Source organism: Candidatus Dadabacteria bacterium (genome assembly GCA_026705445.1).
GTDB lineage: Bacteria > Desulfobacterota_D > UBA1144 > Nemesobacterales > Nemesobacteraceae > Nemesobacter.
The window spans coordinates 139358-162289 of sequence record JAPPAR010000019.1 but is presented as its reverse complement, the minus strand read 5'-3'; the positions used below and the strand labels follow the sequence as shown (position 1 = coordinate 162289).

Sequence of the window (22932 nt, the reverse complement as noted above, 5' to 3'; positions counted from 1 at the left end):
GCCTAGTAATGACAGGTCAGACAATCCTTAAGTTCGGTTTTATGTTGCTCGTTGTCGGCGTTTTCTTCATGACACGATATGCAGAATCCCATCGTCAGGTCCTCTGCCTTGTGCACCACGTCCATTTTCTCGACTTCCCCGTGGCAGGTGCTGCACTCAAATCCGCGCTTTATGTGCCTTTTGTGGTTAAAACGTACAAACTCCGGCATTCCCGCGGAGGTTGTGCCGTACATTCCTGTAACCTTTACCCACGGTATCGGTTCCTGCCTTTGCCAGTAACCCTTTACCTTGTTTATCTCCTCTCTTATGTTGATCGTCTGCCCTCCCTGCGTTGTGTACTCAACGTCCCTTCCGGCAACATAGGAATGACATCCCATGCACTTCTGCACCGAGGGAATACCGGGATGGGGAGAAACTTCCGTGTAGCTGTGGCAGGTCTGACATTGTATCTGGTTATCCCCGGCGTGTATCTTGTGGCTGAAAAGAACCGGCTGCGCGGGGCCCTTGTCGCTGCTCTCGGCAGTTTCGGCGTAAAGGTAAAAACCCGCCATCACAAGCAAAACGGCTATAGCAATAGGCAGAAATCTCTCTCTCTTCATCTTGAACTTGCTTAAAAACGGGTTTATTAATCAGGAAGCAGATTAATGGGCTAGTATTATTAGCAAGTTCTTCAAATCTGTCAAGAACTCAGAAACCGCTTTGGAAAAACCGTAAAACTTTAAAGAAAAAAGCCGACGCGGAGCAGTTACGGCCTGGGAGAAATCACCAATCCGCTTTCCGGGAAAGTTCCTCTAAAAAGACATCCTCTGAGAATTTGCCTCCGAAAAGAGGGGGAAAACAGCTCTCCCCAATACCCCTGAGTCCGGAAAAGGAGCCGCCTTCGACGTCAAGCCCCGGGAAATGGGGCAGCACCCCGAGTATGTCCACCGAGAAAACATCCCTAAAGACGGCGGGATTGGTCGCTGAAGCCACGTCCGCAGTCCCCGGAAACCCGTTTATCACCACCCCGAGCACATCTGCGCCCCTTTGCCTCGCGTACTCAAGCGAAAGGCCGGTATGGTTAAGGGTGCCGAGCCCCGGGCGCGCGACGATAACCATCGGCGCATCGAGGGAAACGGCAAGGTCAGCCATCATATAACTCCCGGTAACAGGCACGCAGAGACCTCCCGCGCCTTCAACCAGGGTTACCTCGTTTCGGGATATGTAATCCCGCGTATGTTCTATTATTTTCTCAAGAGGAATATCAGTCCCCTCAATCGCGGCTGCGCGATAGGGAGAAAGAGGGACTTTCAGGCGGCAGGGAGAAACCTCCGACATCACGCAGTCCCTTCCCAGAAATGCGTAGATAAACTCGGCGTCGCTCAGACCTTCGAGATCCGTTCCGGTCTGAAACGGCTTTATTACTCCGGTCGCAAGGCCTTTTTCGGAAAGAAGGGCTGCAAGCGCCGCGGTAACCACGGTTTTCCCCACTCCCGTGTCGGTGCCGGTTATGAAAACGGCTTTGGGAAGATCCTTCATCAAATTCGCGGCAGGAGAGCTACAAACCCAGTTCCCTTACCTTCTCGGTTACCTCTTCAGCGTGAGACGAGGTCTTTACCTTGTTCCAGATGTGGGCTATTCTGCCACCTTTTTCTATAAGAAAAGTGACCCTGCGGGCGCTGTCAAACTTGCTTCTCACCCCGTAGAGATTAACTATCTCCCTGCTCTTGTCGCTAAGCAGCGGGAAGTTGAGTGAAAACTTGTCTCTGAAGTTCTCATGGGACTTTACTCCATCTGTGCTTACCCCAAGGATCTGCACCCCGAGAGACACAAGCTCCCCCTCAGCGTCGCGAAGCGAGCAGGCCTCCTTGGTACAGCCCGGAGTGTTGTCTCTGGGATAGAAGTAAAGCGCCACGGTTCCTTTAGAGTAGAAGTCGCTCAGCCTTATCTTCTCCGCTCCGTAGGTTTCAGTTTCAAAATCAGGAGCCTGGCTCCCTATCTCAAGATTTTCTCCCATTTCCAACCTCCTTGGTCACGGCGACAAAACACTGGGGATCAGAACATCCCCAGGCTTTCCTTTGCCGCTTCGCTCATCTTTCCCGGATCCCAGGGCGGATCCCACACGATCTCGATGTTCACTTCGGAGACCCCGTCAAGTTCCTCGACAAGGTACTTGGCCTCGGCAACTATCTGTGTTGCGGCGGGACATCCGGGAGACGTCATAGTCATATCGATATTCACCCTGGAATCTTCTATGGCAACCCGGTAAACAAGTCCCAGATTGACTATATCTATGGGTATCTCGGGATCGTATATGTCGCCGAGAATCTCCATCACGTCATCTTCGGTAACTCCGGGTTTTTCAGTCGTCCCGTTCATCGAAAAAAAACCTTTCCTTGAAAAATATCATTCCCCCGCCTGCGACTCAACACCGCATTCGGGGCACAAGCCATCAGATTCTCCGTATTCGTAGTATTCGCCACAGTAAGGGCAAAGCTTCACCTTGGGCCTCGTTATAAGCCAAAGCGGCAGAAACAGTATGAGGACGAAAAACACGCCGAGGAACCACAAAAACGCCTTCCCCGTGGTTTTGCCCCTGCTTTTTGCATCCGTGTAAACCCAGAAAGCAACTATAAACGCGATCGCCAGTCCAACAAGTTCCATGGTAAAACTTCTCTCCTATCGGAAATTATACGCCCTGTTCACCACTCAGAGACCCAGTTCTTTTACCTTGCCCAGCACCTCTTCGGCGTGGGAAGAGGGTTTAACCTTGTCCCAAATATACGCTATCCTGCCACCTTTCTCTATAAGAAATGTGGTCCTGCGGGCAACAATGGGGATAAGCTTCCACCTTGCCCCGTAAAGATCCACTATCTTCCTTTTTTTGTCGCTGAGCAGCGGGAAGTTGAGTGAAAACCTGTCTCTGAACTTCTCATGGGACTTTACCCCGTCTGTGCTTACCCCCAGAACCTTTACCCCGAGAGACGCAAGTTCCCCCTCAGCATCGCGAAGCGAACAGGCTTCCATGATGCAGCCTGTAGTGCTGTCCTTGGGATAAAAGTAAAGCACAACCGTCCCTTTAGAGTAAAAATCGCTCAGCCTTACCTTCTCCGCCCCGTAGGTTTCGGCTTCAAAATCAGGAGCCTGGCTCCCTATCTCAAGACTTCTTCCCATAACTTCCCCTCTACCCTATTGATTTTATGGCCTCAAGCGCCGCGTCATAATCCGGTTCATTCACTATGTCTTCAACGTACTCAACGTGCTCAATCACGTTATCGCGACCCACAACGAAAATCGCGCGGGCAAGAAGCCTGTTCTCCTTTATAAGCACGCCATATGCCTCTCCGAAAGAGGCGTACTGGTAATCTGACGCCGTCCCTACCCTATCCACCTCCGCGGCCCCGCAGTAGCGGCTCTGGGCGAACGGAAGATCCATGCTCACCGTTACTATCCGGACCGAATCAGAAAGCGTCGCCGCTTCCTCGTTGAACCTCCTGATCTGAACATCGCAGACCGGCGTATCCACCGAAACCACCACGTTGAACACCTTCACATCATTGCCGAAATTCTCAAGGCTTACCTCGCTTCCCAAGTTCTCCACGCACCTGAAATCGGGAGCCTGATCACCTCTTTTCAGTTCAGGACCGATAAGGGTAAGCGGAGCCCCCTTCAGCTTTACAGCATTTTCTCTTTCCATCTGTCTTTTTCCTCCTCAAGGCTGTTTTTCTTCGATATCAAGATTTATTTTCCTGGCCGTCACGCTAGCGTCATAAATGGATATCCCCGCAATGAAAAGCGTCGCAAGAGAATACCCGGCAACGAGAGTAAGCGTAGAGCGGGGAACATCTTCAAGCGTCCGGGTGTCCGCAAATTCAAGGAAAACCTCAAGCGGCTCACGGGAGAGAACGTTCACTATTATTATAAGAGCGAATATCGAGACGGCCTTAGAGAACTGCCCGTTGTAGAGCTGTCCCAGTCCCGGGAAAAAAAGGGAGAGCAGTACCGCCAGCCAGGGTTTTTTTCTTCCACGCATGCTCCACAAACACTCCATCAGCAAAGAAGAGCGCGAAGGGCCTCTCCGGGGCTTTTTGCTCTCATGAACGTTTCTCCTATAAGAAAAGTGTCTATACCGCAGGCCATAAGTCCCTCCATGTCAGCAACTGACGATATGCCGCTTTCACTTATTACGATTTTCCCTTCGGGCACCATGGCGGAGAGCCTCTTTGAGACATCAAGCGAAACGTCGAATGTCCGAAGATCCCTGTTATTTATGCCGATTATTTGGCCCCCCGCCAGCAGGGCGGTCTCCAGTTCCTCCTCGCCGTGCACCTCAACGATGCAGTTCATCCCGAGGGAGCGCGCGAGGGAAAGATATTCCTCTATCTGCCCGCGGTCCAATACGGCGACTATAAGCAGCACGAGGTCGGCCCCGTGGCACCTTGCCTCATAGATCTGGTAGGGGTCTATGGTGAAATCCTTTCTCAGAATCGGAAGCGCCGAGTGAGTTCTTATATCGGAGAGATAGGAAATATCGCCTCCGAAGAACCTGCGGTCGGTAAGAACCGAAAGCGCGAAGGCCCCCGAGGCTTCATACTCCCGGGCAATGGAGAGATGGTCGAAATCATCCCTTATGACACCCTTGGAGGGAGAAGCCCGCTTTATTTCCGATATTATTTTCACCCCGCGTGTCTCTGCGTGAAGAGCGGCGAAATCAATGGCCGGTGAACGGTCCGCGGAGGCAGACACGAGTTCCCCGAGAGGAAGCTTTTTTTTCGCCTCATCCAGTTCCTGCCTTTTATACGCAACTATGTCGTCAAGAATCATTCGGCTGGTTACGGTTGGTAATTTCAACGAGCATCTCAAGCTTCCTGCGCGCGGCACCGCTCAAAAGAGAATCTCTGGCCAGAACTAGTGCTTCCGAAAGGCTCGCCGCGTTGCCTGAAACGTATATGGCAGCCATGGCGTTAAGCAGGCTTGCGTCTGTTTTCGCGCCGCCATCCCCTCCTTCGAGCACAGAGAGGGTTATCTCCGCATTTTCGGCCGCGCTTGTGCCGCCTGTGAGCTCCTCGCGGGAGTGTATTTTCACGCCGAAATCTTCGGGGTGCAGATCGTACTCGGCGATTTCGCCGTCGCGAAGTTCGGCCACTTTCGTGCTCCCCGTAACGGTTATCTCGTCCATGCACCCTTCTCCGTGAATCACCATCACCTTCTGCGAACCCAGATTTTTAAGCACTTCGGCAACAGAAACGAGAAGCTGCGGTGAGTAGACTCCCATAACCTGATTTCTCACTCCCGCGGGATTTACCACGGGACCTATCAGATTAAAAACAGTCCTTATTCCGAGATCCTTTCTGCACTTGGCGACATTCCTCATGGCGGGGTGATATACGGGAGCGAAAAGAAAAGCTATGCCCGCTTCCAGAAGACATTTCTGCGCGAGAGACGGGGAGATATCTATTTTTACTCCAAGCGCTTCCAGAACGTCCGCGCTTCCGACCGGGCTTGAAACCGACCTGTTTCCGTGTTTTGCGACCGTGACTCCTGCTCCCGAGACTATGAAGGCGGCGGTTGTGGATATGTTAAACGTCCCGCTTCCGTCGCCGCCGGTCCCGCAGAGGTCCACTGCGGTTTCCCTGTCGCAGTCTATCTTTTCCGCCTTGCCCAGAAGGGCCTTCGCCACGCCGGTTATCTCGGAAACGGTTTCCCCCTTAATGCGAAGAGCCGTAAGAAAGGCGGCCATCTGAGTCTCGGGAAGTTTCCCCTCCATCATAAGGTCAAAGACCGCAGTCACCTCTCTCTCAGAGAGATCCCCGCCTTCCACAAGTTTTGAGATCACTTCATTTATCATCGCCCGACCCGCCTTCTTCCATCTCTTTTCCTATCTTGTCGAGAATGCCGTTTATAAACGCGGCGGAGGTCTCAGACCCGAACTCCTTGGCCACTTCGATCGCCTCGTCTATAGTAACAGGCAGAGGTATATCGCTCAAGAAAGCGATTTCGTAAACCGAGAGGCGCAGAATGTTCCTGTCTATCATGGACATTCTCGACACCCTCCAGTGCTCAGAAGATCTGTTCAAGATGCCGTCTATTGTGTCTATATTCTCAAGAACCCCCCGGCAGAGCGTAAACGCAAATTCAAGTGTTTCGCCGTCCGCCGTCCCCTGATGAAATGAACAGAATGATCTGAAGTCGGAACGCAGACCGGATGTCTGCGGAGAACTGCCCCCAGAGGCTGAATCAACCTGATAGAGGAACTGAAGGGCGGTCTCTCTTGATAGCCTTCTTTTCCCCATCTGGCAAGTCTAGGAAAGCACTTTTACGAGATTGACCATCTCAAGCGCGCCGAGCGCGGCTTCGCTTCCTCTGTTCCCGGCCTTGACCCCTGCCCTCTCAATAGCCTGCTCGGTCGTTTCCGTGGTTATTATGCCGGAGCAGACGGGCACCCCGGTCTCAAGAGCCACCGCGGATAAATCCTTTGTCACCTGCGAAGCGAGAAAATCAAAATGGGAAGTCTGCCCCCTTATTATGGCTCCGATCGCCACGACGGCATCGTATTTTCCCGACAGCGCCGCCTTTTTCACCGCCAACGGCACCTCGAAAGAACCCGGAACCTTTATCACGTCTATAGACCTCTCGGCGGCGCCGTGGCGAACGAGGGTATCAATCGCCCCCTCCGTCATGGGGTTTGTTACGAAACTGTTTACCCTGCTTGACACTATGGCGAAACGGAATTTCCCGGCGCTCAGTTTTCCTTCTATCGTTTCAGGCATCTGCTCCCCTCTTACTTTGATATTGAAAGAATATTACTGAAATCAGCACTTTTTCCCATTGCAATTTCCTTTTCCATGTAATCCGAGATGTCTATGGGAACGCTCCCGACCAGCCTGAGTCCGAAGCCCTCAAGTCCCTTTACCTTTATCGGGTTGTTAGTGAGAAGTCTTATGTCGCGCACTCCAAGACCCCTGAGTATCTGGGCTCCCACTCCATAATGCCTGAGTTCAGCCTTGAGTTCCTGTCTCTCCGGAACAAGGGCGGGCATCTCCTTTATCTTCCCGTTTGAATAGCGCCCTATCTTTTTCGCAAATCCCCCGTTGCTTGACTCCTGGTTTATGTAGACAAGAACTCCGGAGCCGTTTGCCTCTATCATTTTGAGGGACTGTGTAAGCTTCGCCCTGCTGTGGCAGTAAAGCGAACCGAAAATGTCGCTTATGGCGCAGTCGGAGTGCACCCTGACAAGCGTATCTTCTTCGGGGCTCAGTTCCCCCTTCACAAAGGCCATGTGCTGAAGACCGTCTATTTCATTTTCAAAAGCGATGGCACGGAAAACCCCGTACTCGGTAGGCACCTCCGCCTCAGCAACCCTGCGCACGAAGCTCTCCTTACCTATCCTGTACCTTATCAGATCGGCTATAGTGGCGATCTTTATGCCGTGGCGTTTCGAGAAACCCATCAGGTCCTCAAGACGCGCCATGTCTCCGTCCTCCTTCATTATCTCGCAGATAACCGACGCCGGGTGGAAACCCGCCAGCCTTGATATGTCGACTGAGCCTTCGGTGTGGCCGGCGCGGACAAGCACTCCGCCCTTTTTAGCTATAAGCGGGAAGATATGTCCGGGACGTACGAAATCCTCAGGCCTTGAATCCGGGGATATCGCCTGTCTTATCGTTGAAGCCCTGTCATGGGTTGATATGCCGGTCGTAACCCCTTTTTTCGCATCTATGGGAACGGTGAAAGCCGTGTGTTCCAGAGCTTCATTGTACTCGGGCTTTATGGGTTGGAGAGCCAAGCGCTCAGCGTCTTCCTGGGTAAGGGAGAGACAGATAAGACCGCGGCCGTGAGTGGCCATGAAATTGATCGCTTCCGCGGTAGCGTTCTCCGCAGGTATGACAAAATCTCCCTCGTTTTCCCTGTCTTCGTCATCCACCAGTATTACAAGTTTGCCCTGTTTTACGTCATCAATAATTTCTTCAATGGAATTCATCTTCCTGTATGTCCTTCCGCCGCAAAAAATGTCACAAATACAAACAGTTTCTTTAAGCAGAATATAGAATAGACGGCGTCTCTGTCAATAAACACGCGGAGCTTCACGTGCGGAAAAGACCCACTTTTTCCTTTATCTGCTCCATGTTCTCTTCGGCCGTCTGTTTCGCCCTGAGAGTTCCCTCGCGCAGTATGTCCCTTACCTCGTCCGTACTTTTCTCGTACCGCGCCCTTTTCTCTCTTATGGGCTCAAGGAGAAGATTTATCGCGCGCGCAAGTTTCTTCTTTACCTCGACATCACCGACATTCCCGGTCCTGTAGCGGTCCTTGAGGTCTTCGACCTCCTCTGTGTCGTCATTGAAAAGATCGTGATAGATAAAAACCGGGTTTCCTTCCACGGTGCCCGGTATGTCGGCCCTTATTCTCTTGGGGTCTGTATACATGCTCCTTACCTTGCGCTCAACTTCCTTCTCGCTGTCGGCGAGATATATGCAGTTGTTAAGGCTCTTGCTCATCTTCCTGTTTCCGTCGGTGCCCACAAGACGCGACGCTTCGCTTATGAGCGGTTCAGGCTCCCCGAAGTAATCCCCGTAGAGAAAATTAAATCTCCTGGCAAGCTCTCTCGTGAGCTCAACGTGGCTCAGCTGGTCCTCGCCCACGGGAACCTTGGTCGCACGGAACATCAGTATGTCGGCGGCCATGAGCACGGGGTATCCGAGAAGTCCCGCCGAGTAGTTGTCCCCGACTCCCATGTCCTGAATCTTCTCCTTGAGTGTGGGGATTCTCTGGAGTCTCGGCACTGGGCAGAGCATCGAGAGTATGGTTGAGAGTTCCGTTATCTGCGGCACCTGGGACTGCACGTAGAAAACCGAGCGCTCCGGGTCCATTCCCACGGAAAGCCAGTCGCATACCATCTCGATCGTGTTTTCCTCAACCTCAACCGCCCTGTCGTAATGCGTGGTCAGCATGTGGAGATTCGCGACCAGGAAAAAGCAGTCGTATTCGCCTTGGAACCTGATGCGATTTCGAAGCGAACCCACAAGGTGCCCCAGATGAAGCTTCCCCGTGGGCCTGTCCCCCGTAACCAGAATCGGTTTTTCGCTCACTGTCAGCCTCCGAAAATCGATGCGTGGCGGTAAGGTTACTTAAACAGTCAGGATACTCAACAGGAAAGAGGGCTCTGAAGAACTCTCAGGACAGACGCAGTCGGTGTCAGCAAATACCGTTTTACATCACGTTGACCCTGTGCTTGCGAGTGAACCTTGTGGGGATCATAACAGAAGAGTTTTTTCACACAACATGTATAGATTAAGAGCGGGATTGTCGCAGGATGGCCTGCCTGGGAAATTGACCAGCAATTCCCACTAAGTCCTAAAACTCCTTAAAACAAAGGGGTTCAGGACTTAAAAACCATCCCGCATATGTTGACACGGAGCTTTGATGCGTGGTAAGTTAAATGAAAATATTTCTCATTTAACTTATCGAATGCGCAAAACACTTTTCTTACTGCTGACAACAGCCTTTTTTGGAGTGCAGATACTCTCCACTGCCCACGCGGCCGAATACGGTTCGCAGGAGCACAAGCATGAGGGAACTGAATGCGAAATATGCATAAACGCCAAGTACCAGGACTACACAGACCCCGGCGCCACCAGAGAACTCCGTGTTACCCACCGCACACAGCACATCCCGCAGCCACCCGCTGACTTTATAGTCGTTCTGGACACCTGTGAAGCGGGAATTACCCGCGGACCTCCCACCTCCTCCCGAGCTGCAAACAGACTTTTCATTCCCCGCACATACATGCGGGCAGCAGAATTTTCTTTTCAAACTTAAGGAGGAAAAAATGAATACATTACGTTTCGCGGTCATAACCGCGTTTTTTGCCGTCTTGGCGTTTTCTCACGTCCCGGCTTTTGCCGCTTCCGATCAGGAGATAGAGGCCCTAAGAGAGGAGATAAAGGCCATGAAATCGGAATACGAGAACCGGATTTTAAAGATGGAAGAAAAACTCGTCGAGATGAGAACTGAAGCATCTCAGGCGAAAACGACCTACTCAAAGAGCAAGGACAAGGCCTATCCGGGCAGAGCCATCTACAACAGCAACCTTAACCCCTCAATAGGAGCAATACTGGGCGGACGCTTCGCCGCGTTCTCTTCTGATGAAGGAGAAATTCCCGGATTCGTCCTGGGACACGAGGGAGAACGCGGGGCGGAAGGAATCTCTCTTGGAGAAACCGAACTTAATGTTTCGACAAGCGTCGACGATAAATTCTACGGCCACATAACCACCGCCCTTGCAGACCATGGAGACGGGGTCGAGATTGAGCTTGAGGAGGCATACGTGGAGACCCTTCCGGGTTCCGGGCTTCCGACCGGGGCAACCATAAGGATAGGCCGTGCGTTCTGGACTCTGGGATACATGAACGAGCATCACGCCCACGGAGATGACTTTGCCGACCGCCCCCTGCCTTACAGGGTGTTTCTCGACAAGTCCTTTAATGATACCGGAGCGGAGATTTCATACGTGCTTCCGACCGACTTCTATGTCGAGGCGGGAGGCGGTGTTTTTCGCGGAGACGATTTCCCGTTTGGGGGAGCTGATGGCAACGACATAAACTCGTTCAGCGCCTTTATGCGGATAGGCGGTGATATAGGAGGAAATTCATCCTGGAGAATCGGGGGCTACCTGCTTGACGGAGAGGCAAGCGGTCGCGGCGGTGGTCACGGACACGGACATGGAGATGAGCATGGAGACGAACATGCTGAAAACGGCCATGATGATCATGAGGAAGAACACGACGAACACGGAGACGAAGACGAGCATGGACACGAAGATGAGCACGGACACGAAGACGAGCACGGGGAGTTCTTCAGTGCCGGCATGTTCACGGGCGACACAAGGCTTTACGTGGTTGATTTTCGCTACGTCTGGGCACCCACCGGAAACAACCGCCAGAAAGAGGTTCTCCTCCAGGGTGAGTATTTCTGGCGCGACGAAGAGGGTGAATACACCCTTGAGGAAGAAACAGAGCACCTCGACGGGGGAAGCAGCGGATGGTACGCACAGGGTGTTTTCAAGTTTTCGCCGAAATGGAGAATCGGCGCCCGCTATTCCCAGCTGTACTCTCCCGAGGATTCGGGGATAGACCACGATCCCTACACCGTGGCTGTCATGGGCGACTGGTCAAACAGCGAGTTCTCGCGTATTCGCCTTCAGTACAACCACGAAAAACTGGGAGAGGATCTGAGCGACAATCAGTTCCTGCTCCAGTACATAATGGCCATAGGTGCACACGCCGCGCATAAATATTGAGGGCAACTGTGACAGGAAACATTGGCTGACTTTTCTCTCCTTCCTCCTGCCGGGGCTGCTTTTCGTGGCCCCGGCAGGTTTCTTTGAGGGAAACTGACGGCCCCAGTTGCAGCATATTGACACTGTACTTTTTCGTATGATAGGCTAAATGATAATGTTTCTCATTTAATAATGCAGATGCGCAGAACACATTCCCTATTGCTTACAATTGCCTTTCTGGGGGCGCAGATCCTCTCCTTTGCCCATGCGGCCGAGTGCAGTTCCCGGGAGCACAAGCATGAGGGAGATCAATGCGAGATATGCATAAACGCCAAGTATCAGGACTATACAGATCCCGTCGCCGCTGGTGAAATCCGTATTGCCTACCGCGCACAGTGCGTACAGCAGCCATCCGCTGACATTATCGTCGTCCGGGATTCTCGCGAAGCGGGAATTACCCGCGGACCTCCCACCCCATCCTGAGTTGTAAACAGACTTTTTATTTCCCGTACATACGTGCGGGCAGTTGAGTTTTACTTTCAAACTTAAGGAGGAAAAAATGAATACATTACGTTTCGCGGTCATAACCGCGTTTTTTACTGTCTTGGCGTTTTCTCACATCCCGGCTTTCGCCGCTTCTGACCAGGAGAAATTAAAAGTATTTACCTGCGAACCGGAATGGGCGGCTCTGGCCCAGGAAGTAGGCGGTGACAAGGTGGAAGCATTTTCGGCTACCTCGGCCATGCAGAATCCGCACTACATACGGGCGCGCCCAAGCCTGATATCAAAAGTGCGCAAAGCCGATCTGCTGCTCTGCTCGGGCGCAAGCCTTGAGATAGGCTGGCTTCCGATTCTGCTTAAGAAAACAAGCTCCGACCTCCAGCCCGGTTCTGTCGGCTACATCATGGCGTCACAGCTCGTTACAATGCTTGAGGTCCCGGTCGTGGTCGACCGCAGTATGGGAGACATACATCCGGAAGGCAATCCCCACGTGCACCTGAATCCTTACAACCTGATCATAGTGGGTGAGACTCTCGCTGAGCGGCTTTCGGAGATAGACCCTGAAAACGCCTCTTTCTATAAGTATAATTACCGGGATTTTTCGTCGCGTTTCAGTGCTGCGATTTCCCGATGGGAATCCGAGGCTGCCGCGCTTAAAGGAAAACCGGTCGTGTTTCATCACAAATCGTTTACTTATCTGATTGACTGGCTAGAAATGAAACAAGTTGGAACACTTGAACCGAAACCCGGCATTCCGCCGACAACTTCTCACCTGAAGAATCTGCTGCTGCAACTAAGGAAAAGCCCGGCGGACGTGATTATCCGTACTCCTTACGATCCGGATGGCGCGAGTAAGTGGCTGTCGGAGAAAACCGGGACAAGGGCAATCGTGCTTCCTTACACCATTGGCGGCAATGAGCAGAGCGGCGATCTGTTCGCGCTGTTTGAAAATACTATAGCTTTGCTGAAAGAAACACATGATGTTAAGCGGTGAACTTCTGGAAATCATCGGGCCGGCAATGGCTGCCGGCCTCATGATTGCGCTCACCCACGCTCCCCTGGGCATTGAAGTGCTCCGCCGCGGGATCATCTTTATTGATCTTGCCGTGGCGCAGATTGCGGGTCTCGGGCTTGTGGTCGGCAATATGTTTATCCATGATCCTTCTATTTGGCTGATCCAGCTGATAGCGCTTGGCTGCGCGGTCGTAGCAGGGCTGTTTTTCCGCAAGGTGGAAACTGCCATGCCAGAGCGACAGGAGGCGATCATAGGGTGCACTTTCGTACTTGCCGCATCGCTGGCGCTGCTGCTGCTGGCCGATCATCCCCACGGCGGAGAGGAGGTAAAGCATCTGCTTTCAGGACAGATGCTGTTTGTGACATGGACAGATGTAGCGAAACACGCGCCCATTTACGCGTTGATACTGCTGGCTTGGTTTTCCAAGCCAGAGGTGCGAAACAATATAGGATTTTATCTGATCTTCGCTCTCGCCATCACTTCATCGGTTCAACTGGTCGGCGTTTACGTAGTCTTCGCAAGCCTTATACTCCCGGCTTTGGCCGCGGTAAAAGTCAAACGGCCATACCTTATTGCATGGCTCTGCGGAGTGGCGGCGGTTCTCTCCGGTATTGCCTTGGCCATAGCGTTTGATATGCCCGCCGGACCGATCATCATCCTGTCATATACCGCAACGGCCCTGATTATACGAGGAGTCAGGATAGCAAGCTGGGACCAGAAAACTTAAGAAGAGTTTGGTATGCGTCCCCTGGTAATGAATTTGCAAACCAACACAATGCTACCGTTAAAAGCTGGGTATCGATAATGCTATATATCAGGAGTGTTTTAATAGAACAGATGCCGTTAAGTAAATCCTTTCGATATGAAACGTTAGGGGGTTAAAGAGATGAGAAAATTTGATGTTGTGGTTGTTGGAGCCGGTCCGGCAGGGATAGGGGTTGCTGCCATGCTTAAGGATTTGGGTATAAAGCAAATGATTGTTCTTGAAAGAGAAGAAGTCGGTGCGACTTTCGAGAAATGGCCGAAGGAAATGCAGCTCATAACCCCTTCATTTACAACTAATTTTTATGGTCATCTTGACCTTAATGCTGTTATATCCGGAACCTCGCCTGCATACATGCTTCGAAAAGAACACCCTACCGGCAAGGAGTATGCTCTGTATTTAAAAACTGTATCAGAATATTTTGATTTGCCGGTTATGGAACATACAAATGTGGAGAAGGTACTTTATTCTGAAGGCTCTTTTAAGGTTCACATTACTGAACAAAAGCCGATAGAATCCCGCTTTTTGATCTGGGCGGGCGGAGAATTTCAATACCCGAATACAAATTCTATTCCAGGTGCTGAATTGTGTCTGCACAACAGCCAAGTGGAAAGCTGGGAAGACGTTAAAGGCGATGAAATTTACATTATTGGCGGTTATGAGAGTGGAATTGATGCGGCCGTCCACTTAAGTCGATTGGGCAAAAAGGTTCGTGTATTAGACCGCGATGCGCGTTGGAGTAAAGAAACAACTGACCCAAGTGAAAACTTATCGCCTTTTACGTTGGAGAGGTTGAAGCAGGAAATAATTTATAACAGGATTGAGCTTGTTGGTAAATCCATGGTTAGGGAGATAAAGCTGAAGCAGGACAAGTATTTGATTTATGTCAGAGGCAAATCATCACCTTATCAAAGTGCCACACCACCCATTTTGGCAACAGGGTTTAAAAGCAGTTTAGTCGTCATTAAAAACTTGTTTGATTGGGAGAAAGATAAAGCTTATTGCTTGCTGAATGAGCAGGATGAATCAACTAAAACTCCTGGATTGTTTCTCGTTGGTCCACAAGTTCGCCATGATGATCTTATTTTTTGTTTTATCTATAAGTATCGGCAGAGGTTTGGTGTTGTCGCTAATGCAATTGGAAAACGATTGGGTATGGATACAACGCTGATTGAGTCGTATCGTAATGAAGGTCTCTACCTAGATGATTTGAGCTGTTGCGGAGAGGAGTGTGTTTGCTGATGCAAGAAGAATTAGCTCAGAAAAAATTTAAGGCCAACATAAAAATACCGTGGTTATGCCAACTGATTGCCAGTTCGTCCTGGTTCCTTTCCGTTATTGCCTACGGATCATTTGAACTGGGTGATTGTCTGCAATTGTTAGCTGCATCCGCTTGGACCGTATCTAATATTATAAATTATTGGGAATTGCCGAGCTGAAGGGACCAAACTCTTTGTTATACCTTAGCCCTTTGAAGAAACTGTTTGATAGGTTCGTAAATGCGTCTAATATTCAAGGATGGCGCGCCCGGAGGGATTCGAACCCCCAACCTCTTGATCCGTAGTCAAGCGCTCTGTCCAGTTGGGCTACGGGCGCGGAGAAAGAAACGCTCCCTAATGGTTCCTGAGCCAAGTGACGCAGTCAACCTGAAAACGAGCAGGAAGAATTAACAATACGGATTTCTATATTATAATAGTCGCTCTGAATCTGATTTCGGGAAGAACAAAATGGAGAAACTCGAATCTCTTCTTGACATTGAAGTCGACGCCTATCTGCAGAGGGTAAAAGACAGGGAAGAAACAAAAAAACTTGTTTCCGGGAACCTGGACAGAGGAACCTACGCAAGATTCCTGCTTACTTTCTATATCATCGAATTTTTAAGCCAGAGAGCCGTCAATATGGCAAGCATAAGCACGAAAGACTCAGACCCTTATCTCAGCAAAAGGTTTCATTCCTGCGCGCAGGGAGAACTCGGGCACGCAGAGATCGCCCTTCGCGACCTGAAGGACCTCGGAGAAAAGGAAACAAACCCGTTCTGTTTTGATATCGTAAGGGAATACGACGGATTTCTCCAGAACGCCGCCGAGCGGTTCCCTCTGGCGATACTCGGTCATTCCTACCTTTTTGAGAACGTGTCGGGGCTTCTTTTTCCCGAAGTGAAAACACCCGCAGGTCCCTCAACCTTCATAGAGATTCACGCCAAGGAGGACCCGGCGCATTCCGTGGCCATAAAAAAAACCGTGAGAAGAATTGAAAAGGATCTTGGCGAAGAAGACATTGAAGAAATAATTCGCTTCAGCAGGGAAAGCGGAGATTACCTGATGCGGCTATTTGATTCCCTTGCTTAAGCCCAGAATCTCTTCGTAGCGAAAACACGAGACAAGATGGTCGTTAATCACCCCTGTAGCCTGAAGATGCGCATAGACGATAGTGGGCCCCATGAAGCGGAAGCCCCTTTTTTTAAGGTCGCTGCTCACCGTCACTGAAAGTTCCGTCGAGGCGGGCACTTCCGACATCTTCTCCCAGCTGTTCGTAACCGGAACTCCGCCGGCAAACCCCCACAGGTAATCTGAGAAGCTCCCGAATTCATCCCGTATCTCGAGAAAGCGCGCGGCGTTGTTTATCGACGCATCTATTTTCCTTCGGTTGCGTATTATTCCGTCATCAGACATGAGTTCCCGTATCTTTCCCTCCCCGTAGCGGGCAACTTTTTCCGGATCGAACCCGTCGTAAAGACGCCTGTAGTTCTCCCTCTTGCGAAGAACGGTAAGCCAGCTGAGGCCTGCCTGGGCGGATTCGAGAACCAGAAACTCAAACTGCTTCGCATCGGAGAAGACCGGCACTCCCCATTCCCTGTCGTGGTAATCCCTCTCAATATCTGTTTTCTCGCACCATGGACATCTGCGCATTCCGTCTCCGTCTCCCGTTTAGAGAATGGCGTTGTAAAGAAATCCGAAGAAAAGCACCTGGGGAACGGCAACCGCGGGAAGCATAAGCGCCGTCTTTCTTCCTATGCTGGTCCAGAGAAGACCGATCTCTGTATAGTCGGTCACAACTCCCGCCATCAGGAAAACAAATGGATTCCCGAACGCCTGGACCTTGTCATAGATCTCAAACGCAATAACCGAACTTCCCTCGCTGCAAACCTCAATCACCGTGGCTCCCGCAAGCGTGAGCAGAAGGCCGCCCGTGTCAGGACCCAAGTAGCGCATGAAAAATTCCCCGGGCACGTATACGTCTATCAGGACCGCCGCCATAAGGCCCGCTATAAGCCACCAGAGAACCATGTTGGAAAGATTGAGACTGCCCCTGAGAACTCCCGCAATGCTTCCCCTCAGGGAAAAATTCCTTATCTTCTCCCACTCGTACCCTTCTTCAAGACCCGTGACGTCATTTTTCTCCACGTGGCCTCCCCGCTCAAGCGCCTCGAAGACAAGACCGGTAACAACGGCGATAAATCCCGCCGTGACTATGAACAGAACACCCTTCCACCCGAAAAAGCTTATGAGAAGAATGGTTACGGGGAAATTCGCCCAGGGAGAAGCGAGCAGGAATGTTATCACGGCAGGGGTGCTTGCCCCTTTTCTGTAGATCTGGATCGCTATGGCGAGTATTCCGTGGGAACAGGAAGACATAAGAAAACCTCCCGCAAGCGCGTAGAGAAGCGATGACTTGCCCGTTTTGCCGAGATACCTGTATATAAACCCCTCGGGAACGAAATAGTCTACGGCCCCGCCCAGAAGAAAACCCGCGGCAAGCGGAATGGCGAGCAGCCGGAGATATCCCAGAAGGGAGGCATTAAGGGCCGAAAGAGGAGGCAGGAAGGAAACGGCGACCAGGAAGAGAAGCAGCGCGAGGGAGATTTTCAGGTTTCGGCTGACTCTAAGCGGGTCGCCGGGAGAAGGAACATGGCAGCATGAAACCTGATCAGTATCCGTGTTAGAGACCGTATGCATCGCTAGGTAATTCCTAAATTCACATCCTTACGCCGTTACAATGTAATATTACGAGATTATATACGTTCTAAGGAGGTTATTCATAGATGCAACCAGGAAATTTCGGTGTTTTGTTTTTGTCAGCGGCATTCTGCATCGCAGGACTGTTCCTGCTTTCATCCTGCGATGATGATGAAGCAGAACCGGTGGAAATGAGAGGGTTTTTTCTCAGCATTGATGAGACAGCCACAGTAGATTGCGGTTACGAGGACGCCGATGTGTATTTAGAAGGGGATGAATCCACCGGAAGGCTTGATGTTAAGATCATCTCCACAAGCCCAACTTTCCCTGACTCAAAATTCACCTACAAGGGAACGAAAATCATTAAAAGTAAGGGTAACGAGGCTGAAGAGACCATTGCAGCCTCCTACTTATTTGAAAGCGGCGGCGAAAATCACAGCGTGGGAACCCTTTATATCGTTTCAAGAACCGATGATGAAATCGGCAACGGGGCGACCATATTTGCCGGCCACTGGAGAGGCAAAGCCATCCGTCTCGAGGAGAACCCCATTGTGATGTGCCCGTACGTACTTGTGCCGAGAGAAGCGCTGGATGGAGACAGTTGCGGGGCGGAAGTGACACAGATGGCTCCGGGGCTTAGAAAATATCTTGCCGATAACGCAGACAATCCGACCAGATTAGGATACTGCTACAGTCTGCCGCGCAGATTAACCTGAGATTTGCACGGCAATCAGGACGGGACTCCGGGGTGGTGTCTGAAACGAAGGGGCTGAACTCCGTTCAGGTTTCCGCCGGTTTTCTGTCATTCGAATTTTCCGTTTGTCCGCCTTTGTTTCTAAGGTAGAATCCTTGCGTTATGGGAAAGAGAATCGTAGTAGCCATGAGCGGAGGGGTCGACAGCGCCACAACTGCCGCCCTTCTCAAGTCCCAGGGGCATGAAGTCATAGGAATGACCATGCAGCTTTGGGACTACGGAGAGAGCGAGGGAGGGTGCTGCTCAGCGGATGAGGTCTGCGACGCGAGAAGGGTTGCGTACGAAATAGGCATACCTCACTACGTGGTAAATTACATGGACTCCTTCAGGGAGCTCGTGGTCTCTGATTTCGTAAGCAAGTACGACTCGGGAGAAACCCCGATACCGTGCGTGCTATGCAACCAGTTCATGAAGTTCGACTTCCTCCTGAAGCGGGCCCTTGAGCTTGACGCGGATTTTCTTGCCACGGGCCACTACGCGAGGATATCCCGAAGCGCCGAAACCGGCGAGTACTCCCTTGAGCGGGCCGTTGATCCCGCCAAGGACCAGTCTTACTTTCTTTTCACCCTAGGCCAGAGGGAACTCAAGAGGCTCATTTTCCCCTTGGGAGACAAGACAAAAACCGAGGTGAGAAAAATTGCCGAAAGTATGGGACTCAGGGTCGCCACAAAGGCCGAGAGTATGGGTGTCTGCTTCATCACGGGAGACGGCTACAGGGAATTCCTTGAGCCCTACCTCAAGAGGGGGAAGATAGAGGGAGACATAGTGGACATGGAGGGACGCCCCGTCGCCAAGCACAGGGGAATCGCCTCTTTTACCATCGGGCAGAGACGCGGACTCGGTTTCGCGAAGGGAAAGCCTATGTACGTTGTCGGTATCGACGCGGAGAGAAACGAGGTAAGGGTCGGAGAGGAAAAGGACCTGTACAGCAGCTCCCTTGCCGCGGGAAATCTCTCCTGGGTAAGCGGGCCTCCCGAAGGAGAGATCAAGGTGCGCTCGAAAATAAGGTACCGCCACGGTGCGGTTCCTTCCAAGGTGACCGTAACGGATGACGGCGAGGCAACGGTCAGCTTCTCAGAACCGCAGAAGGCCGTGACGCCCGGCCAGGCAATCGTTTTCTACAAGGACGAGACCGTGGTGGGCGGGGGCTGGATAAAAGGGGCGCGCGTCCAGTGAAGAGGATCTCCGTCGTAACTCTGGGGTGCAAGGTTAACCAGTACGACACTGCCGCCCTGCTCAACCACCTGCCATCCTACGAGTTCGCAAAGAACGAAAGATTCGACGAACCGGCCGATGTGTACGTAATAGATACCTGCACCGTCACGCACAAGGCGGATTCGGAAGCGAGAAACTACATATACAGGGCGAAACGATCAAATCCCCGCGGCGTGGTGATAGTGACGGGCTGCTACGCGCAGGTCTCCCCCGAGCAGCTCTCGGCCATGGAGGAAGTCGACTACGTAATCGGAAACTCGCACAAGTTCTCATCCCTCCTTGGAGTCATACGCCGGGGAGAGGTCCAGAGCGAGCCGAAGGTCCTCATATCCGATATCTTCAAAGAGAAAAAAAGGAAATTCGACACCCCGGATATAAGGTTCTTTCCCGACAGGACAAGGGCGTTTCTCAAGGTACAGGACGGGTGCAACTACGCCTGCACGTTCTGCGTGATACCGAGGGCGCGCGGGCGGTCCCGCAGCCTTGAGGCTGAGGAAGTAATATCGAGGCTCAGAACTCTCTCTATAGCGGGTTACAGGGAAGTGGTCCTCACCGGCGTTCACCTGGCAAGTTACGGAAGGGACATAGGTTCTGACCTAGTCGGGCTGCTCGGAAAGATTGAGCAATCCGGGGCGGTACGCAGAATAAGACTGAGCTCGCTTGATCCCGCGGATACCACAAAAGAGCTGATCAGTTTCGTCTCGGAATCGGAAATCGTCTGTCCGAGTTTCCACGTAGCGCTTCAAAGCGGAGACAGAGAAGTCCTCAGAAAAATGAGAAGAAGGTACAGCCCCGAGCAGTTCCTTGGGTGCACTGACACTATACGTAGCGTTCTGCCGGAGGCCTCGATCGGTACGGACATAATGGTCGGATTTCCAGGTGAAACAGAGGAGCAGTTTGAAAATTCCCGTGACGTTGCGGCCGCTTCGGAACTCACCTATTTTCACGTGTTTCCGTATTCGATAAGGAAAATGACCCCGGCCGCCAACATGAAAGACCAGATTCCCCCGCAGGTGAAAAAGCAAAGAGCGGCGGAGCTTCGCGCGCTTGGAAAAACGAAGAAAGAAAACTTTTACAGGACGTTCATAGGCAAAACCCTTGACGCCATTGTCGAGAGCAAGTCGAACTGCACCACGGAAAACTACATAAACGTGAAGTTGATTGAAGGCGGCATCGATACCGGAGCGGAAATAAGGGTGAAAATAGAGAATGTAAAGAATGAAACTGCCTACGCGAGGGCCGTCTGAACCGTCTTCCTGAAGCTATCCTGCCTACTTCAATCCATCCCTGAACAAAAATCTCCGCATCATTCAGTAAAGATCGGTTTTATGTTCCTCAGACGAAAAAACTTTGCAATTTCGGAGTCTATCTCCTAAAATGCACATATGCTGGAAAGATGGATTGCGGACAAACTTGATGAAGCTGTAAAATGCGTCTCCGCGGCTGCCCTCCTTGGACCATGCCAAGTCGGCAAAACTACATTGGCACGGGAAATCGCCGAGAAGCGCAATTCCATCTATCTAGACCTGGAGTCACCGGAAGACCTGCTGAAGTTGCGCGATCCCGTTTCCTGTCTTTCCGGAAGCAGGGAAAAGCTGCTTGGCCTATAAGTCCCGAACGACGCAATGGCGGAGAAAGCAGTTCTTTTCTCGCCCCCGGTTTTGTATAATAGGTTTCATGAGGAAACGGAAGGAAGCAGACCGGGGGAATGAAACCCGGTATACAGTCTGTGGCAAACCACTGACGGACCCCCGTTCCATTATTCTAGGAATGGAACCGGAATGCTGGCGGAAACATCGGACGTAAACATAATCTGTGAATCTTAAGGGCGTGTACGACCCTTCGGTCTTGCAGATAGTCCGCCCTGGCTTAACCCTTGGCGGGCTTCTGTACAGAGACAAACCTTTTCTTTTTAGTAAGCTACAAGACTGGATTGGCGGAGAGAGTGGGATTCGAACCCACGAAGGGGCTTTCACCCCTTACTCGATTAGCAATCGAGCGCCTTCGACCACTCGGCCACCTCTCCCCGCTCGGTGAAAAAATCATAACTCAACGGAAAACAGAGTCAAAACTCCGCTCCGCCGGTCTTTTTCAACCCACAACGGAAAAGACCTCAAGAATGATCAGAATATCCCCTGTTTTGTTTTCGACAGCGCAGTTTGCCTCGTCTTCAAGAAAAACCGTCTGCCCCGGGCAGAGTTCATCGCTACCTTCATCGTCGATTATCAGGGCTTCTCCCTCGAGAACCAGCAGTTGTAGGTTTTGAGAAGAGGTGTTCTCCGTCCTTACCGATTTGCCGGGAAAAACAGTTGTTTTCGTTACTTTAGAGAGTTTTCCTTTTTCAATTTCTTCTCTACTGCCCCAAGGATAGTGAACTACCTTCGGACGGTCCGCCTCATCCCTTCCCCGCTTTCTTAATTCCTTCGCAAACTCGCCCGCCTCATTCGAGCGGTCAAGATCAGAGATAAAAACGGCGTCCTTAGTTTCAATCACGGCAACGTTGCGAAGACCGGATACGCAGACAAGCCTCGAGCCGCTTTTTACAATGGAATCCTCTGTGCCCTTCAGGATTACGTCTCCTTCAAGCACGTTGCCCTCGGAATCTTTCGGGAGAAATTCGTAGAAAAGCCGCCATGACCCTACGTCGCTCCACGGAAAAGAAGACGGTATTACGGCTCCGCGCAAGGTCTTCTCCATTACCGCTCGGTCAACGGGAACGGAAGGAAGCCCGTCATAAACATCCCTGCTGATTTTCCCGCGGGAAGCTTTGTGGATCGGCTCATACACGTCGGGGCAAAAAGCCGCGTATTCACCAATCATGGTCCGGGCCCGGAAAACGAACATTCCGCTGTTCCAGAAGAAATTTCCTGAAAGCAGGTATTCACTCGCAACTTCGGCACTGGGCTTCTCTACGAACCTTTTTATTCTAAGCCCGCCGTCGCGAAGCGGCTCCCCTCCCTCGATGTAGCCATATCCGGTCTCGGGGACAGAGGGGGTGATTCCAAAACACACTATGTAGTCGTCTTCGGCAAGCGAAACCGCCCTTCGCACGTGATCACGGAAATTCTCATCGTCCCCGACCACATGGTCCGAGGGGAAAACCATTATTACCGCGTTCTCATCTTCTGAGGCAATCTCTCGAGTCCCGAGCAAAATCGCCGGAGCAGTGTTTCTGCCCACAGGCTCGGTCATAATTTTTATCTTTCCCAGAGAATCCGTGGAACGAAGGTTCTCTTCAATCAGCGGGCGCTGTTCTTCCTCAAGCACAACAAATATGTTTTCTTCAGCGACAAGACGGGCGGCACGTTTAAGCGTCGCAAGCAGAAGTGATTCATCCCCGTCTACGGTCAGGAACTGCTTGGGCAAAGACCGCCTTGAGAGAGGCCAGAGCCTGGTTCCCCGTCCCCCGGCAAGAATAAGGCAGTAAAGATTTTCTTTAGGCATTTTGAGAACCGAGTTCACAGAACAGCTTCT

At 51.6% G+C, this 22932-nt stretch carries 28 protein-coding genes and 2 tRNA genes; 11 read left to right on the top strand and 19 right to left on the bottom strand.

Annotation, left to right across the window (positions count from 1 at the left end; genetic code table 11):
• Positions 1-2: 2 nt before the first annotated feature.
• From OXG75_04635 to trpS, 14 genes are all read right to left on the bottom strand, one after another.
• Positions 3-599 (bottom strand): cytochrome c3 family protein, encoded by a 597-nt coding sequence (locus OXG75_04635; GenBank protein MCY3625267.1) that lies wholly within the window; start codon positions 597-599, stop codon positions 3-5.
• 163 nt (positions 600-762) lie between these two features.
• Positions 763-1518, bottom strand: a complete 756-nt coding sequence (gene bioD, locus OXG75_04630) for a dethiobiotin synthase (protein ID MCY3625266.1) — start codon at positions 1516-1518, stop codon at positions 763-765.
• Between the two features lie 19 nt (positions 1519-1537).
• The gene (locus tag OXG75_04625) at positions 1538-1996 is read right to left on the bottom strand and encodes a peroxiredoxin (GenBank protein ID MCY3625265.1); all 459 of its coding nucleotides are present in this window, start codon (positions 1994-1996) and stop codon (positions 1538-1540) included.
• Positions 1997-2034: 38 nt separating this feature from the next.
• Positions 2035-2358 carry an iron-sulfur cluster assembly protein gene (locus OXG75_04620; protein ID MCY3625264.1) on the bottom strand — a complete coding sequence of 108 codons (324 nt, stop codon included), beginning with the start codon at positions 2356-2358 and terminating at the stop codon, positions 2035-2037.
• A gap of 27 nt (positions 2359-2385) precedes the next feature.
• Complete coding sequence (locus OXG75_04615; protein MCY3625263.1) at positions 2386-2643, bottom strand: hypothetical protein; 258 nt, start codon at positions 2641-2643, stop codon at positions 2386-2388.
• 45 nt (positions 2644-2688) lie between these two features.
• On the bottom strand, positions 2689-3153 hold the full coding sequence (locus tag OXG75_04610; GenBank protein MCY3625262.1) for a peroxiredoxin: 465 nt from the start codon (positions 3151-3153) through the stop codon (positions 2689-2691).
• Between the two features lie 10 nt (positions 3154-3163).
• Positions 3164-3676 (bottom strand): thiol peroxidase, encoded by a 513-nt coding sequence (gene tpx, locus OXG75_04605; protein ID MCY3625261.1) that lies wholly within the window; start codon positions 3674-3676, stop codon positions 3164-3166.
• A gap of 15 nt (positions 3677-3691) precedes the next feature.
• The gene (locus OXG75_04600; GenBank protein ID MCY3625260.1) at positions 3692-4012 is read right to left on the bottom strand and encodes a DUF5683 domain-containing protein; all 321 of its coding nucleotides are present in this window, start codon (positions 4010-4012) and stop codon (positions 3692-3694) included.
• Between the two features lie 17 nt (positions 4013-4029).
• The gene (gene trpC / locus OXG75_04595) at positions 4030-4830 is read right to left on the bottom strand and encodes an indole-3-glycerol phosphate synthase TrpC (GenBank protein ID MCY3625259.1); all 801 of its coding nucleotides are present in this window, start codon (positions 4828-4830) and stop codon (positions 4030-4032) included.
• Positions 4793-5827: an anthranilate phosphoribosyltransferase gene (gene trpD, locus OXG75_04590; protein MCY3625258.1), complete on the bottom strand. Its 1035-nt coding sequence runs from the start codon at positions 5825-5827 to the stop codon at positions 4793-4795. The genes trpC and trpD overlap by 38 nt, the downstream gene beginning before the upstream one ends.
• Positions 5817-6272 carry a transcription antitermination factor NusB gene (gene nusB, locus OXG75_04585; GenBank protein MCY3625257.1) on the bottom strand — a complete coding sequence of 152 codons (456 nt, stop codon included), beginning with the start codon at positions 6270-6272 and terminating at the stop codon, positions 5817-5819. The genes trpD and nusB overlap by 11 nt, the downstream gene beginning before the upstream one ends.
• A 9-nt stretch (positions 6273-6281) precedes the next feature.
• The gene (gene ribE, locus OXG75_04580; protein MCY3625256.1) at positions 6282-6749 is read right to left on the bottom strand and encodes a 6,7-dimethyl-8-ribityllumazine synthase; all 468 of its coding nucleotides are present in this window, start codon (positions 6747-6749) and stop codon (positions 6282-6284) included.
• 11 nt (positions 6750-6760) lie between these two features.
• Positions 6761-7960 (bottom strand): 3,4-dihydroxy-2-butanone-4-phosphate synthase, encoded by a 1200-nt coding sequence (gene ribB, locus OXG75_04575; protein MCY3625255.1) that lies wholly within the window; start codon positions 7958-7960, stop codon positions 6761-6763.
• A gap of 103 nt (positions 7961-8063) precedes the next feature.
• Positions 8064-9065: a tryptophan--tRNA ligase gene (gene trpS, locus OXG75_04570; protein MCY3625254.1), complete on the bottom strand. Its 1002-nt coding sequence runs from the start codon at positions 9063-9065 to the stop codon at positions 8064-8066.
• 424 nt (positions 9066-9489) lie between these two features.
• On the opposite strand from trpS, the gene OXG75_04565 reads away from it, so the two are divergent.
• The 6 genes from OXG75_04565 (at position 9490) to OXG75_04540 (ending at position 14775) form a co-directional block, all read left to right on the top strand.
• A complete protein-coding gene (locus OXG75_04565) occupies positions 9490-9795 on the top strand; it encodes a hypothetical protein (protein MCY3625253.1) in 306 nt (101 codons plus the stop codon).
• A gap of 10 nt (positions 9796-9805) precedes the next feature.
• The gene (locus OXG75_04560) at positions 9806-11275 is read left to right on the top strand and encodes a hypothetical protein (GenBank protein MCY3625252.1); all 1470 of its coding nucleotides are present in this window, start codon (positions 9806-9808) and stop codon (positions 11273-11275) included.
• Between the two features lie 198 nt (positions 11276-11473).
• Complete coding sequence (locus OXG75_04555) at positions 11474-11737, top strand: hypothetical protein (protein ID MCY3625251.1); 264 nt, start codon at positions 11474-11476, stop codon at positions 11735-11737.
• Between the two features lie 76 nt (positions 11738-11813).
• A complete protein-coding gene (locus tag OXG75_04550) occupies positions 11814-12749 on the top strand; it encodes a zinc ABC transporter substrate-binding protein (protein ID MCY3625250.1) in 936 nt (311 codons plus the stop codon).
• Positions 12733-13497, top strand: a complete 765-nt coding sequence (locus tag OXG75_04545) for a metal ABC transporter permease (GenBank protein ID MCY3625249.1) — start codon at positions 12733-12735, stop codon at positions 13495-13497. The genes OXG75_04550 and OXG75_04545 overlap by 17 nt, the downstream gene beginning before the upstream one ends.
• A 159-nt stretch (positions 13498-13656) precedes the next feature.
• Entirely contained in the window at positions 13657-14775 is a 1119-nt protein-coding gene (locus OXG75_04540) for an NAD(P)-binding domain-containing protein (protein MCY3625248.1), read from the top strand.
• Between the two features lie 277 nt (positions 14776-15052).
• On the opposite strand, the gene OXG75_04535 is transcribed toward OXG75_04540, so the two are convergent.
• Positions 15053-15129: transfer RNA gene (locus OXG75_04535), tRNA-Arg, on the bottom strand.
• A 131-nt stretch (positions 15130-15260) separates the two neighbouring features.
• Here OXG75_04535 and OXG75_04530 point away from each other — a divergent pair.
• Positions 15261-15881 carry a hypothetical protein gene (locus OXG75_04530; protein ID MCY3625247.1) on the top strand — a complete coding sequence of 207 codons (621 nt, stop codon included), beginning with the start codon at positions 15261-15263 and terminating at the stop codon, positions 15879-15881.
• On the opposite strand, the gene OXG75_04525 is transcribed toward OXG75_04530, so the two are convergent.
• Positions 15861-16442, bottom strand: a complete 582-nt coding sequence (locus tag OXG75_04525; protein ID MCY3625246.1) for a DNA-3-methyladenine glycosylase I — start codon at positions 16440-16442, stop codon at positions 15861-15863. The genes OXG75_04530 and OXG75_04525 overlap by 21 nt on opposite strands.
• Positions 16443-16460: 18 nt before the next feature.
• Positions 16461-17489 carry a permease gene (locus OXG75_04520; protein ID MCY3625245.1) on the bottom strand — a complete coding sequence of 343 codons (1029 nt, stop codon included), beginning with the start codon at positions 17487-17489 and terminating at the stop codon, positions 16461-16463.
• Positions 17490-17575: 86 nt separating this feature from the next.
• Between OXG75_04520 and OXG75_04515 the strand changes: the two genes are divergently transcribed.
• The 4 genes from OXG75_04515 to OXG75_04500 all read left to right on the top strand — a co-directional run bounded on the left by OXG75_04515 (position 17576) and on the right by OXG75_04500 (position 21068).
• On the top strand, positions 17576-18205 hold the full coding sequence (locus OXG75_04515) for a hypothetical protein (GenBank protein ID MCY3625244.1): 630 nt from the start codon (positions 17576-17578) through the stop codon (positions 18203-18205).
• Positions 18206-18345: 140 nt separating this feature from the next.
• Positions 18346-19419, top strand: coding sequence for a tRNA 2-thiouridine(34) synthase MnmA (gene mnmA, locus OXG75_04510; protein ID MCY3625243.1), 1074 nt, complete (start codon positions 18346-18348; stop codon positions 19417-19419).
• Positions 19416-20705 (top strand): tRNA (N(6)-L-threonylcarbamoyladenosine(37)-C(2))-methylthiotransferase MtaB, encoded by a 1290-nt coding sequence (gene mtaB, locus OXG75_04505; GenBank protein MCY3625242.1) that lies wholly within the window; start codon positions 19416-19418, stop codon positions 20703-20705. Before mnmA ends, mtaB begins: the two co-directional genes overlap by 4 nt.
• A gap of 138 nt (positions 20706-20843) precedes the next feature.
• Positions 20844-21068, top strand: coding sequence for a hypothetical protein (locus OXG75_04500; protein ID MCY3625241.1), 225 nt, complete (start codon positions 20844-20846; stop codon positions 21066-21068).
• 324 nt (positions 21069-21392) lie between these two features.
• Here the strand turns inward: OXG75_04500 and OXG75_04495 are convergent.
• Both OXG75_04495 and OXG75_04490 read right to left on the bottom strand, forming a co-directional pair.
• Positions 21393-21484, bottom strand: a tRNA-Ser gene (locus OXG75_04495).
• A 65-nt stretch (positions 21485-21549) separates the two neighbouring features.
• Complete coding sequence (locus OXG75_04490) at positions 21550-22902, bottom strand: mannose-1-phosphate guanylyltransferase/mannose-6-phosphate isomerase (GenBank protein ID MCY3625240.1); 1353 nt, start codon at positions 22900-22902, stop codon at positions 21550-21552.
• Positions 22903-22932 lie beyond the last annotated feature (30 nt).

Excerpts from the sequence above, each read along its gene's own strand:
- OXG75_04635 (MCY3625267.1), bottom strand. The coding sequence starts at position 599 with ATGAAGAGAGAGAGATTTCTGCCTATTGCTATAGCCGTTTTGCTTGTG.
- bioD (MCY3625266.1), bottom strand. The coding sequence starts at position 1,518 with ATGAAGGATCTTCCCAAAGCCGTTTTCATAACCGGCACCGACACGGGA.
- OXG75_04625 (MCY3625265.1), bottom strand. The coding sequence starts at position 1,996 with ATGGGAGAAAATCTTGAGATAGGGAGCCAGGCTCCTGATTTTGAAACT.
- OXG75_04620 (MCY3625264.1), bottom strand. The coding sequence starts at position 2,358 with ATGAACGGGACGACTGAAAAACCCGGAGTTACCGAAGATGACGTGATG.
- OXG75_04615 (MCY3625263.1), bottom strand. The coding sequence starts at position 2,643 with ATGGAACTTGTTGGACTGGCGATCGCGTTTATAGTTGCTTTCTGGGTT.
- OXG75_04610 (MCY3625262.1), bottom strand. The coding sequence starts at position 3,153 with ATGGGAAGAAGTCTTGAGATAGGGAGCCAGGCTCCTGATTTTGAAGCC.
- tpx (MCY3625261.1), bottom strand. The coding sequence starts at position 3,676 with ATGGAAAGAGAAAATGCTGTAAAGCTGAAGGGGGCTCCGCTTACCCTT.
- OXG75_04600 (MCY3625260.1), bottom strand. The coding sequence starts at position 4,012 with ATGCGTGGAAGAAAAAAACCCTGGCTGGCGGTACTGCTCTCCCTTTTT.
- trpD (MCY3625258.1), bottom strand. The coding sequence starts at position 5,827 with ATGATAAATGAAGTGATCTCAAAACTTGTGGAAGGCGGGGATCTCTCT.
- nusB (MCY3625257.1), bottom strand. The coding sequence starts at position 6,272 with ATGGGGAAAAGAAGGCTATCAAGAGAGACCGCCCTTCAGTTCCTCTAT.
- ribE (MCY3625256.1), bottom strand. The coding sequence starts at position 6,749 with ATGCCTGAAACGATAGAAGGAAAACTGAGCGCCGGGAAATTCCGTTTC.
- ribB (MCY3625255.1), bottom strand. The coding sequence starts at position 7,960 with ATGAATTCCATTGAAGAAATTATTGATGACGTAAAACAGGGCAAACTT.
- OXG75_04560 (MCY3625252.1), top strand. The coding sequence starts at position 9,806 with ATGAATACATTACGTTTCGCGGTCATAACCGCGTTTTTTGCCGTCTTG.
- OXG75_04550 (MCY3625250.1), top strand. The coding sequence starts at position 11,814 with ATGAATACATTACGTTTCGCGGTCATAACCGCGTTTTTTACTGTCTTG.
- OXG75_04545 (MCY3625249.1), top strand. The coding sequence starts at position 12,733 with ATGATGTTAAGCGGTGAACTTCTGGAAATCATCGGGCCGGCAATGGCT.
- OXG75_04540 (MCY3625248.1), top strand. The coding sequence starts at position 13,657 with ATGAGAAAATTTGATGTTGTGGTTGTTGGAGCCGGTCCGGCAGGGATA.
- OXG75_04530 (MCY3625247.1), top strand. The coding sequence starts at position 15,261 with ATGGAGAAACTCGAATCTCTTCTTGACATTGAAGTCGACGCCTATCTG.
- OXG75_04525 (MCY3625246.1), bottom strand. The coding sequence starts at position 16,442 with ATGCGCAGATGTCCATGGTGCGAGAAAACAGATATTGAGAGGGATTAC.
- OXG75_04520 (MCY3625245.1), bottom strand. The coding sequence starts at position 17,489 with ATGCATACGGTCTCTAACACGGATACTGATCAGGTTTCATGCTGCCAT.
- OXG75_04515 (MCY3625244.1), top strand. The coding sequence starts at position 17,576 with ATGCAACCAGGAAATTTCGGTGTTTTGTTTTTGTCAGCGGCATTCTGC.
- mnmA (MCY3625243.1), top strand. The coding sequence starts at position 18,346 with ATGGGAAAGAGAATCGTAGTAGCCATGAGCGGAGGGGTCGACAGCGCC.
- OXG75_04500 (MCY3625241.1), top strand. The coding sequence starts at position 20,844 with ATGCTGGAAAGATGGATTGCGGACAAACTTGATGAAGCTGTAAAATGC.
- OXG75_04490 (MCY3625240.1), bottom strand. The coding sequence starts at position 22,902 with ATGCCTAAAGAAAATCTTTACTGCCTTATTCTTGCCGGGGGACGGGGA.